Origin of the sequence: Corynebacterium breve, from assembly GCF_030252165.1 — a bacterium.
Taxonomy (GTDB): domain Bacteria; phylum Actinomycetota; class Actinomycetes; order Mycobacteriales; family Mycobacteriaceae; genus Corynebacterium; species Corynebacterium breve.
This window is the reverse complement of sequence record NZ_CP126969.1, coordinates 261,960-274,410: the sequence shown is the minus strand read 5'-3', so window position 1 is coordinate 274,410 and position 12,451 is coordinate 261,960. Positions and strand designations below refer to the sequence as shown.

General features: G+C 57.0%; 6 protein-coding genes. 1 reads left to right on the top strand and 5 read right to left on the bottom strand.

Annotation, left to right across the window (positions count from 1 at the left end; genetic code table 11):
- Positions 1 to 81 precede the first annotated feature (81 nt).
- From fusA to rpsL, 3 genes are all read right to left on the bottom strand, one after another.
- Positions 82 to 2,208 carry an elongation factor G gene (fusA, locus tag QP027_RS01350; RefSeq protein ID WP_284826881.1) on the bottom strand — a complete coding sequence of 709 codons (2,127 nt, stop codon included), beginning with the start codon at positions 2,206 to 2,208 and terminating at the stop codon, positions 82 to 84.
- 269 nt (positions 2,209 to 2,477) lie between these two features.
- A complete protein-coding gene (gene rpsG / locus QP027_RS01345; protein WP_284825394.1) occupies positions 2,478 to 2,945 on the bottom strand; it encodes a 30S ribosomal protein S7 in 468 nt (155 codons plus the stop codon).
- The gene (gene rpsL, locus QP027_RS01340) at positions 2,945 to 3,319 is read right to left on the bottom strand and encodes a 30S ribosomal protein S12 (protein ID WP_284825393.1); all 375 of its coding nucleotides are present in this window, start codon (positions 3,317 to 3,319) and stop codon (positions 2,945 to 2,947) included. The genes rpsG and rpsL overlap by 1 nt, the downstream gene beginning before the upstream one ends.
- Before the next feature lie 285 nt (positions 3,320 to 3,604).
- On the opposite strand from rpsL, the gene QP027_RS01335 reads away from it, so the two are divergent.
- On the top strand, positions 3,605 to 4,261 hold the full coding sequence (locus tag QP027_RS01335; RefSeq protein WP_284825392.1) for a DUF1707 SHOCT-like domain-containing protein: 657 nt from the start codon (positions 3,605 to 3,607) through the stop codon (positions 4,259 to 4,261).
- A 93-nt stretch (positions 4,262 to 4,354) separates the two neighbouring features.
- On the opposite strand, the gene QP027_RS01330 is transcribed toward QP027_RS01335, so the two are convergent.
- Positions 4,355 to 8,353 (bottom strand): DNA-directed RNA polymerase subunit beta', encoded by a 3,999-nt coding sequence (locus QP027_RS01330; RefSeq protein WP_284825391.1) that lies wholly within the window; start codon positions 8,351 to 8,353, stop codon positions 4,355 to 4,357.
- Between the two features lie 117 nt (positions 8,354 to 8,470).
- Complete coding sequence (rpoB, locus tag QP027_RS01325; protein ID WP_284825390.1) at positions 8,471 to 11,965, bottom strand: DNA-directed RNA polymerase subunit beta; 3,495 nt, start codon at positions 11,963 to 11,965, stop codon at positions 8,471 to 8,473.
- Between the last annotated feature and the right edge of the window lie 486 nt (positions 11,966 to 12,451).

Here is a 12,451-nt window from a genome sequence, read left to right as displayed (position 1 = left end):
AGCTGGCACAGCCATTCCTGTGGGTCCTTGACAACGCGATAGACCCATTTTAACGACAAGCGTTAGTAGTTCGGAAACTACCTATGCCTTACCGTTGCGCTCGTCGATGATGTCCTGAGCAACGTTCGATGGAACCTCACCGTAGGAGTCGAACACCATGGTGTAGTTCGCGCGACCCTGGGTCTTGGAACGCAGGTCGCCGACGTAGCCGAACATCTGAGACAGTGGAACAGTCGCCTTGACAACCTTCGCGCCGGAACGATCTTCCATCGCACCAACCTGTCCACGACGGGAGTTCAGGTCGCCGATAACGTCGCCCATGTACTCCTCAGGAGTGGTGACCTCGACAGCCATCAAAGGCTCCAGCAGAACTGGCTTTGCCTTTGCAACAGCTTCCTTCAGAACCTGGGAACCAGCCATCTTGAAGGCCATTTCCGAGGAGTCAACGTCGTGGTATGCGCCGTCTTCAAGGGTTGCCTTGATGTTAACCAGTGGGTAACCAGCAAGGTAGCCATACTGCATTGCATCCTGGATACCAGCGTCAACGGATGGGATGTATTCCTTAGGAACACGACCACCGGTAACAGCGTTCTCGAATGCGTAGGTTGCGCTCTGGCCCTCTTCGAGCTCGTCCGCAGTTGGGTTGTAAGGCTCGATGGTGACGATGACCTTTGCGAACTGACCGGAACCACCAGTCTGCTTCTTGTGGGTGTAGTCCAGGGACTCGACCTTCTTGCGGATGGTCTCGCGGTAAGCAACCTGAGGTGCACCAACGTTTGCCTCAACCTTGAATTCACGCTTCATGCGGTCAACAAGAACGTCAAGGTGGAGCTCGCCCATGCCGCCGATAACGGTCTGTCCAGACTCGTCGTCGAGGTGCACGGTGAAGGTTGGGTCCTCTTCAGCAAGCTTCTGAATTGCAGTACCCAGCTTCTCCTGGTCAGCCTTGGTCTTTGGCTCAATAGCAACCTGGATAACCGGATCAGGGAAGTCCATGGACTCCAGAATGATTGGGTTTGCAGGATCGCACAGGGTGTCACCGGTGGTGGTGTGCTTCAGACCAATGAACGCGTAGATGTTACCTGCGTCTGCGTGCTCAACAGGGTTTTCCTTGTTTGCGTGCATCTGGAAGAGCTTACCGACGCGCTCGCGCTGCTCCTTGGTGGAGTTCAGCATCTGCTCGCCTGGGATTGCCTGGCCCGAGTAGACACGGACGTAGGTGAGCTTACCGAAGAATGGGTGCACAGCGATCTTGAATGCCAGTGCGGAGAATGGCTCTTCAATTGCTGGCTTACGGGTGAGCTCTTCATCCGGGTTACCAACTGCAATGCCGTGAACCTCACCGATGTCGAGTGGGTTAGGCAGGAAGTCAACAACTGCGTCGAGCAGCGGCTGGATGCCCTTGTTGCGGTATGCGGTACCACAGTAAACAGGGTAGATCTCGGAGTTGACAACCATCTTGCGGATGCCGGCCTTGAGCTCCTCAAGGGTTAGCTCTTCGCCACCGAAGTACTTCTCCATGAGCGCTTCATCGGACTCTGCAACGGTCTCGACGAGCTTCTCGCGGTATTCCTCGGCACGCTCTTGCAGATCAGCTGGGATCTCTTCAACGGTAGCCTCGGTACCGACCTCGACCTTGCCGCGCCAAGTCAGAGCCTTCATCTCAAGAAGGTCAACGACGCCGTCAAAGTCATCCTCAGCGCCAATTGGCAACTGCATCACGAGTGGACGTGCGCCTAGGCGATCCTCAATGGTGCCTACGGTGTAGTAGAAGTCTGCACCGAGCTTGTCCATCTTGTTAACAAAGCAGATACGAGGAACGTCGTACTTAGCAGCCTGACGCCAGACCTGCTCGGACTGTGGCTCCACGCCTTCCTTGCCGTCGAAAACAGCAACTGCGCCATCCAGAACACGCAGGGAACGCTCAACTTCAACGGTGAAGTCAACGTGACCCGGGGTGTCAATGATGTTGATCTGGTTACCTTCCCAGAAACAGGTCACAGCAGCGGAGGTAATGGTGATGCCACGCTCCTGCTCCTGCTCCATCCAGTCAGTGGTTGCGCCACCGTCGTGGGTCTCGCCCACCTTACGGTTGATACCCGTGTAGAACAGGATGCGCTCGGTCGTGGTGGTCTTACCAGCATCGATGTGAGCCATGATGCCGATGTTGCGAACCTTGTTTAGGTCCTTAAGCACTTCTTGTGCCACAGTCTTACCCCAACTTAAGTAGTCGTGGACGTCGTGGATGATCACCAGCGGACGCCAAAGGTGGATAGTTCTCGGTTAATTCTGCCATTAATCGTGGTATATGGCAGCGTGAGCGGGGGTAAAAAGCCTATCTTTTGCCTCTTCCCCACTCAACGGCAAAAGCCCGAAAGCCCAAGCCACTACGTTGCAACGAAATCAGTTTCGAATTCGCGCTATTGCGGTGACACGGGTCATTCGGGCTCTGTGCTCGTTCATATAGTTCGCTTTGATTACCAGCGGTAGTGAGCGAATGCACGGTTGGCTTCAGCCATCTTGTGCATATCCTCGCGGCGCTTCACGGAAGCACCAAGGCCGTTGGATGCGTCGAGAATCTCGTTTGCAAGACGCTCAATCATGGTGTTCTCGCGACGCTGACGGGTGTACATAACCATCCAGCGCAGTGCGAGGGTGTTGGAACGGCCAGGACGAACTTCGACTGGAACCTGGTAGGTTGCGCCACCAACACGACGGGAACGAACCTCGAGGTCTGGGCGGATGTTGCCCAGGGCCTTCTCCAGGGTGCCTACCGGATCGGTGCCGGTCTTTTCGCGGCACTGCTCGAGTGCACCGTAGACGATGCGCTCAGCGGTGGACTTCTTACCGTCCAGAAGGACCTTGTTAACCAGCTGGGTAACCAGTTCAGACTTGTAAACTGGGTCCTTAACTACTGGCCGCTTGACTGCTGCATTCTTACGCATTAGTTCTGTCCCTTCTTTGCACCGTAGCGGGAACGAGCCTGCTTACGATCCTTAACACCCTGGGTATCCAGTGCGCCACGGACGATCTTGTAACGAACACCAGGAAGGTCCTTCACACGACCACCGCGGACGAGCACCATGGAGTGCTCTTGGAGGTTGTGGCCCTCACCTGGGATGTAAGCGGAAACCTCGATGCCGGAGGTCAAGCGAACACGCGCGACCTTACGGAGTGCAGAGTTAGGCTTCCTAGGAGTGGTGGTGTACACGCGGGTACACACGCCACGACGCTGTGGGGAACCCTTCAGAGCTACCGTAGCAACCTTCTGGCTCTTGTCGTGGCGGCCCTTGCGGACCAGCTGCTGAATAGTTGGCATGAACCGTCTTTCTTGTTTATCTGATCGGCTTGCGGCCGGGAATGCCGACCGATTGTTGAGAAAGCTTGAAAAGCAAGCTCAGTTACCCGAAACGCACACTTCTTTAAACGCGCGAAAACCAGTCAGCCGCTCTCGCTGGCCTACTGGATACATTCAGGCTCCCACCATCTAGACGTGGGATACCCGATAGACGTTACTACAGCAACACTTAAGTCCCCAAATCCCGCTGTACGGTGGTTTCCACATACCCGGCACTACACGCGGTTTCCGAGTAAAATCACGCCCATGAACAGCCCACTTCCGCCGGAGCACACCCCCAACACCCCTCGGCGTCGCGCCACGAGTCAGGAGCGAGAAATCGCGTCCAATGCCCTCTCCGAGGCCTTTGCCGATGGACAAATCACCCTCGCCGAGTTTGAAGAACGCACCTCAGTTGTTTGGAAGTGCACCTTTGGCGACGAGCTGGATGACCTCACCAAAGATCTTGTCCTCTCCCCTACACAACCTCCAATCCTAAGGCCACCCAATCAAGCATCGCATTTCGTTTCCACAGACAAAGGCGGCTCGAAGCTGTCTTTAGCGATCATGGGCGCTGTCACCCACGAGGGTGACTGGCAAATCGGTGCGCAGCACGTCTCTTTTGCGATGATGGGTGGCACGGATCTGAACCTACAGCACGCTCGTTTGTCCTCGACCAGCACTACTATTAGCGCTTTCGCCCTCATGGGTGGGGTCCGACTAGTGGTCCCGGAAGACGTGCGGGTCAAGGCCGAGGGGTTTGGTCTGATGGGTGCTTTTGAGGTCAAAGATCATCCCTCGGTGACAGTTGCGCAACGCGATCTTCCCGCAGATGCGCCTTCCATCACGATCCGAGGGGCCGCGCTCATGGGAGCCGTGGAAGTGCTCCGTGTCTCTCGCGAAGCTATTGTTCCGGCGGACTAGCAACTAACGACGAATCCCCTCTGAGTCCGACAATCAAGCCGGACCCAGAGGGGACTTCTGTTGCAGCAGACCTAAGCCAGAAGGACCTGCTGACTACAGTTGGTCGAAACCGTACTCATCCAGTGGGACGGACGCACCGGTGAATTCACCGTAGCCATCGTCACCGTAGATGGAATCGCCGAAGCTCGGGATCGAGTAAGCCGCGGAACGCGCTGCCTCGGTCGGCTTGACGGAGATATTGCGGTAACGCGAGATGCCGGTACCAGCCGGGATCAGCTTACCGATGATCACGTTCTCCTTCAGACCGATCAACTGGTCAGAGCGCTTGTTAATCGCAGCGTCAGTCAGAACGCGAGTGGTCTCCTGGAAGGACGCAGCAGACAGCCACGACTCGGTCGCCAGCGACGCCTTCGTAATACCCATGATCTCGGAACGCAGCTCAGCCGGTTGGCCACCTTCTGCGACAGCAGCAGAGTTGATGTGCTTCGCTTCACCAAGGTCTGCCAGGGTGCCTGGCAGGTAGGTGGTCGAACCAGCATCGATGACGGTACCGCGACGCAGCATCTGGCGGATGATGATCTCGATGTGCTTATCGTGGATCGATACACCCTGGGTGCGGTAAACAGCCTGAACTTCGTCGATAAGGTGCTTTTCAACACCACGACGGCCCAAAATCTCCAAGACGTCATGAGGATCGGCCGCACCACGCAGCAGGCGGTCGCCTACCTCAACACGGTCACCTTCGCGCAGGGATCGCTCAATCATCGCCTCTGGGTTGGATTCCATTGGGCGACGAACCTGTGCGAGGCCCTGACGCTTGGACAGCTTCTCATAGACAACATCGTCGGATCCGTCATCTGGGGTGATGGTAAGGGTCCAGAAGTTGCCTTCGTCGGAAAGCGAAATGGTGCCAGCGACGGAAGCGATCGGTGCACGGTTCTTTGGTACACGTGCCTCGAACAGCTCCTGAACACGTGGCAGACCACCGGTAATGTCGCCACCGACACCACCCTGGTGGAAGGTACGCATTGTCAGCTGGGTACCAGGCTCACCAATGGACTGAGCAGCAACGATGCCGACTGCCTCGCCGATATCGACAAGGTGGCCGGAAGCCATGGACTTGCCGTAGCACTTTGCACACACACCAGTGGTCGTCTGGCATGTCAGTACGGAGCGGACCTTCACCTGCTCGATGCCCTTTTCAACCAGGGTGTCGATGCGCTCTTCGGTCAGATCGGTGCCTGCCTCGAAGATAACGGCGCCTTCCGCGTCCTTGACATCGGTTGCCACGACGCGGCCAGAAACAGAGGTCTCGACCAGATCGTGGCGTACCCACTTGTCGCCAACGCGCTCAGCGACTGGAACGCGGACGCCCTGGCGGGTGCCACAATCGTCTTCGCGGACGATAACGTCCTGTGCCACGTCGACAAGACGACGGGTGAGGTAACCGGAGTCGGCGGTACGCAGCGCGGTATCGGCCAAGCCCTTACGGGAACCGTGCGAGTTGTTGAAGTACTCAAGAACGGACAGGCCTTCGCGGAAGGAGGTCTTGATCGGGCGGGTGATGTACTCACCACGCGAGTTCACAACCATGCCCTTCATACCTGCCAGGGTCCAAATCTGACGCATGTTACCGGCCGCACCGGACTTCACGATCATCGGAATTGGGTTGTCGTCTGGGTACAGATCCTCGACAGCCTGACCAACCTTGTTGGTTGCGTCCTGCCACAGCTCAACGAGACGGTCGTAGCGGTTCTCTTCGGTAAGAGCACCCTTCTCCCAGAACTTGCGCTCGATCTCTTCTGCTTCCTTCTCGTACTCCTCCAAGATCTCAGTCTTGTTAGGCAAAACGATAACGTCGGACATAGAGATGGTCACACCGGAGCGGGTAGCCCAGTAGAAGCCTGCGTCCTTGAGCTTGTCCAAGGTCTGGGAGACGGTGATCATTGGGTACTTTTCCACCATTGCGGAAATGATGTCACCCAAGAGGACCTTATCGTTGCCGCCGCCCTTACGGACCATCGCGCCTTCCTGGTAAGGGAAGTTGTACGGCATCAGTTCGTTGAACATGATGCGGCCCAAGGTAGTTTCGAGCATCCAGGACTGGCCCTTTTCCCAACCGTCGGGGAACTGCTCTGCTTCGATCTCCGGCGTTGGACGCAGGTGATCCAGACGAACCTGAATTGGTGCCTGCAGGCCGAGCACTCCACGATCGTAGGCCATGATGGCCTCACGGTGGGAGGAGTACACGCCGGTTGCAGGACCGGTCTCGTCGGCAGGCTTGTACGCGCCCTGGCCACCGATTTCGCTCTCTGTCTTCTTCATGGTGAGGAAGTACAGGCCGGTGACCATGTCCAGGCGCGGCATTGCCAGTGGCTTACCGGATGCCGGGGACAAAATGTTGTTCGAGGACAGCATGAGGACGCGTGCCTCAGCCTGTGCCTCTGCCGACAATGGCAGGTGAACAGCCATTTGGTCGCCGTCGAAGTCAGCGTTGAAAGCTTCACATGCCAGCGGGTGCAGCTGGATCGCCTTGCCCTCGACAAGCTTTGGCTCAAATGCCTGGATACCCAGACGGTGCAGGGTCGGTGCACGGTTCAGAAGAACTGGGTGCTCGGAAATTGCCTCTTCCAGAACGTCCCATACCTCTGGTCGCTGACGCTCAACCATGCGCTTTGCGCTCTTGATGTTCTGCGCGTAGTCGTTGTCAACCAGACGCTTCATCACGAATGGCTTGAACAGCTCCAGAGCCATCAACTTCGGCAAGCCACACTCGTGCAGCTGCAGCTGAGGACCGACAATGATGACGGAACGGCCGGAGTAGTCAACACGCTTACCCAAAAGGTTTTGACGGAAACGACCCTGCTTGCCCTTGAGAAGGTCCGAGAGGGACTTCAAAGGACGGTTGCCAGGACCGGTGACCGGGCGTCCACGACGACCGTTGTCGAACAGCGCGTCAACAGATTCCTGCAGCATGCGCTTCTCGTTGTTCACGATGATCTCTGGGGCACCCAGGTCGATCATGCGCTTCAGACGATTGTTGCGGTTGATTACGCGGCGGTAGAGGTCGTTGAGGTCGGAGGTTGCAAAACGACCACCATCAAGCTGCACCATTGGGCGCAGCTCTGGTGGGATCACCGGAATGCAATCAAGGACCATGCCAGCTGGGTCGTTGCCGGAACGCTGGAACGCAGCAACAACCTTAAGACGCTTCAGGGCGCGCATCTTCTTCTGACCCTTGCCCTCAGCGATGATGGTGTTGAGCTCTTCTGCTTCCGCATCAAGGTCGAAGTTGCGGATCAGGGTCTGGATTGCTTCCGCGCCCATGCCGCCGGTGAAGTAGTCCTCGTAGCGGTCTACGAGTTCCTCGTACAGGTTCTCGTCGATGATCATCTGCTTTGGAGCAAGCTTGACAAAGGTGCTCCAGATTTCATCTAGACGCTCAACTTCGCGCTCACCCGCGGAGCGCATGTTGCTCATTTCCTTATCGGCAGCCTTTTGCACCTTGTTGCGCGCATCGGCTTTAGCGCCGGCAGCTTCGAGCTCAGCGAGGTCTTCCTCAAGCTTCTGCGCACGCTCAGCGATGTCGGACTCGACTTCAGCTTCGACTTCCTTCTTCTCAAGGATCATTTCTGCCTCGAGAGTGGACATGTCGGCATGACGTGCTTCTTCATCAACACTGGTGATGATGTTCGCAGCAAAGTAGATGATGCGCTCAAGGTCCTTCGGAGCAAGGTCCAGCAGGTAGCCCAAGCGAGATGGGACACCCTTGAAGTACCAGATGTGGGTCACTGGAGCGGCGAGCTCAATGTGACCCATGCGCTCACGACGCACCTTGGACTTGGTCACCTCGACGCCACAGCGCTCGCAGATGATGCCCTTGTAGCGGACACGCTTGTACTTGCCACAAGCACATTCCCAGTCACGGGTAGGGCCGAAGATACGCTCGCAGAAAAGGCCGTCCTTTTCTGGCTTCAAGGTGCGGTAGTTGATGGTCTCAGGCTTCTTAACCTCGCCATGGGACCAACGTCGGATGTCGTCGGCAGTGGCCAGGCCGATGCGGAGCTCGTCGAAGAGGTTTACGTCAAACACGTAAATTCCTTTCACCTCCCGGCTGGGAGGATCGATGTGTGAAAAAGATCAGTTAGTCGTTGCTCCAGGCGGTCGTCGTCAAGCACGATGCTTATCGACGACCCCCTGGGCCTGGCGTTATGCGGTATCCGCGGAGGCACCTTCGTCGCGCGACAGGTTGATGCCCAGGGAGGAACCTGCGTGGTCATCATCGTCGTCGCCGTCAAGCTCCATGGCGGTGCCATCAGCCGCAAGAACCTCAACGTTGAGGCAGAGCGACTGGAGCTCCTTGAGCAAGACCTTGAAGGACTCTGGGATGCCCGGGTCAGGGATGTTGTCGCCCTTGACGATGGCTTCGTAAACCTTTACACGTCCGACCACGTCATCAGACTTGATCGTAAGCAGCTCCTGCAGTGTGTAGGCAGCGCCGTATGCCTGCATTGCCCACACCTCCATTTCACCAAAGCGCTGGCCACCGAACTGTGCCTTACCACCCAGTGGCTGCTGGGTAATCATGGAGTAAGGACCGGTGGAACGAGCGTGGATCTTCTCATCAACCAAGTGGTGCAGCTTCAGCATGTACATGTAGCCGATCGACACTGGGTATGGGAATGGCTCACCGGAGCGGCCATCGAGAAGGATGGTCTTGCCGTCTGGGTCCACCATGACGTCACCATCGCGGTTTGGCTTGGTGTTCGCCAGCAGGCCTGCGATCTCCTCGTTGGTCGCGCCGTCAAACACTGGGGTTGCGGTGAGCGACTCTGGTGGGACATCGTAAAGCGCCTCAGGGAGGGTTTCCAGCAGCGCTGCGTTTGCAGGATCGTCTGGGTTGACGGTCCAGCCAGCCTTGGCCAGCCAGCCCAAGTGGACTTCAAGAACCTGACCAATGTTCATACGACGTGGAACACCGTGGGTGTTCAAGATGATGTCCACTGGGGTGCCGTCTGCCATGAATGGCATATCTTCCTGTGGAAGAATCTTGCCGACAACACCCTTGTTGCCGTGACGTCCAGCCATCTTGTCGCCGTCTTGGATCTTGCGCTTTTGGGCGACGTATACGCGGATCATCTCGTTAACGCCTGGGCTCAGATCGTCGTCGTCCTCGCGGGAGAAGCGACGGACTGCAATGACCTTTCCGGTCTCGCCGTGTGGCACCTTCAGGGAAGTATCGCGAACCTCGCGAGCTTTCTCACCGAAGATCGCGCGCAGCAAGCGCTCTTCTGGGGTCAGCTCGGTCTCGCCCTTCGGGGTGACCTTGCCGACGAGGATGTCGCCGTCACGGACGTCTGCACCGATGCGAACGATACCGCGCTCGTCGAGGTCCTTGAGGACATCTTCGGAAACGTTTGGAATCTCGCGGGTGATCTCTTCTGCACCGAGCTTGGTGTCACGAGCATCGATCTCGTGCTCTTCGATGTGCACGGAGGTCAGGATGTCGTCTTCGACAACACGCTGGTTAAGGATGATCGCGTCCTCGTAGTTGTGGCCTTCCCATGGCATAAACGCCACGAGTAGGTTGCGTCCGAGGGACATTTCACCGTTTTTGGTACCTGGACCGTCAGCGATAACCTGGCCTGCCTCAACGCGGTCGCCCATGTTGACCAGTGGGGTCTGGTTGTAGCAGGTGCCCTGGTTGGTGCGCTCGTAGGTGCGCAGCAGGTAGGTGTCGCGCTGGCCTTCGTCATCCATGATGGTGATCAGATCGCCGGAAACGTTTTCAACAACGCCGGCCTTCTCAGAAATGACTAGGTCGCCTGCGTCGTATGCGGCGCGCTGTTCCATACCGGTTGCGACATAAGGAGCTTCTGCACGGAGAAGAGGCACAGCCTGCTTCTGCATGTTCGCACCCATCAGTGCACGGTTAGCATCGTCGTGCTCAAGGAACGGAATCATGGCGGTAGCCACAGAGACCATCTGGCGTGGAGAGATATCGAGGTAGTCGACGCCCTGAGCGTCGGTGACCGCGATGTCGCCGTCCTTGATGCGGACCTCGATACGGTCCTCGATGATGTTGCCTTCAGCATCCATCTTGGTGGCTGCTTCAGCGATGGAGTAACGATCTTCCTCATCAGCGGTCAGGTAATCCACCTGATCGGTGAGCTTGCCGTCCACTACCTTCTGGTACGGAGTCTCGATGAAACCGAACGCGTTGACGCGCGCATAGGACGACAGAGCGCCGATCAGACCAATGTTCGGGCCTTCCGGAGTCTCAATCGGGCACATGCGGCCGTAGTGCGAAGGGTGAACGTCTCGAACTTCAATACCGGCGCGTTCGCGGGACAGGCCACCAGGACCCAGTGCGGACAGACGGCGCTTGTGGGTCAGACCCGATAGCGAGTTGTTCTGATCCATGAACTGGGACAGCTGCGAGGTACCGAAGAACTCGCGGATAGCAGCCGAAACTGGACGAACGTTGATCAGAGAAGTCGGGGTGATCGACTCTGCATCCTGAGTGGTCATGCGCTCACGCACGACACGCTCCATGCGGGAGAGGCCAAGGCGGACCTGGTTCTGGATCAGCTCGCCGACGGTGCGCAGACGACGGTTACCAAAGTGGTCGATGTCGTCAGTGTTGATCGGAATGATCTCGCCGGTTGGGGAGGTCATCTCGGTCTCCCCTGCGTGCAAACGAACCAAGTACTCCAGAGAGGTTGCAATGTCCTCTTCGGTCAGGGTCATCAGCCCATCGTGATCGCCACCGAGGCCGAGCTTGCGGTTGACCTTGTAGCGGCCAACGCGAGCGAGGTCGTACCGCTTCGCCTTGAAGAAAGAGTTTTCCAACAGGGACTGTGCAAGATCACGCGTTGGCTGCTCGCCTGGGCGCTGCTTGCGGTAGATCTCTAGGAGTGCCTCGTCCGTGTTTGCCACGCCGTCGGACTCGAGGGTGGACATCATAATCTCGGAGAAGCCGAAGCGCTCGGTGATCTGTGCTTCGGTCCAGCCAAGTGCCTTCAGAAGGACAGTCACTGGCTGACGACGCTTGCGGTCAATACGGACACCGACGGTGTCACGCTTGTCCACGTCAAATTCCAGCCACGCACCGCGGGAAGGGATGACCTTCACTGCGTGCAGCGGGCGCTCGGTGGACTTATCGATAGTCTCATCGAAGTACACACCTGGGGAACGCACGAGCTGGGAAACAACAACGCGCTCGGTGCCGTTCACAATGAACGTACCCTTGTCTGTCATCAGCGGGAAGTCGCCGATGAACACCGTCTGAGACTTAATCTCTTGGGTGTCGTTGTTGATGAACTCTGCGGTCACGTACAGTGGCGCGGAGTAGTTGATATCTTTGTCTTTACACTCGTCAATGGTGTACTTGACCGGCTCGAAGCGCGGTTCAGAGAGCGACAAGCTCATGTTGCCCGAGTAGTCCTGAATCGGGGAAAGCTCCTCGAGGATATCCTCAAGGCCGCTTGTCACGTGAGCGTCAGGCCCACGGAGTTCTTGTTGACGTTCACGCCACTCGGCGGTGCCAACAAGCCACGAAAAGGATTCGGACTGTACGTCAAGGAGCCCAGGAACGGCAATCGGTTCGCTGATCTTTGCGAACGAGTACCGCTTCGGGGCTCCGGGGATTTCGGCCACTGACTTGGTCTGGCGGGAGACTGCCAAGATGGGTCCTTCCAGCACCTCACGCGGGTCCGAAAAAATTGCTCTGGCTTTACAATTTTTCGGTTTCCCGCTGGATAAATTAGCATTCGGTCTGCTGTGGAAGATCCGCCCCCAGATAGCACAAAATCACCTTGTCAAATAGGATTTTTACAAATCACATGAACAAGGTTTCTTCTACCGCTAGAGACGGCTTCCAGCGCAACGTCATAGCCTATAACAAACGCGACTAGATGTAAAGGCGGAACTCCAAAAAACTTCTACCGCTCCCCCTCTAGCGCATGCCGTCCAGCGCCCTTAAGCGGTATTGCAGGGAACTCTAGCACCAATCCATGAAATTGCAGCAACAAACCTCGGCAAGTTGCGGACTTCAACGATCGACGTTTTAGCGCCCGTCACCGCCCGTGCCATCCGTGTTTATGCCCTGACCTCGCATTTTATTGCTAGTGTGGCGCATGTACGGCAATGCCGAATTTTTTATCGAACGATTCTCAACAGAGGTGGAAA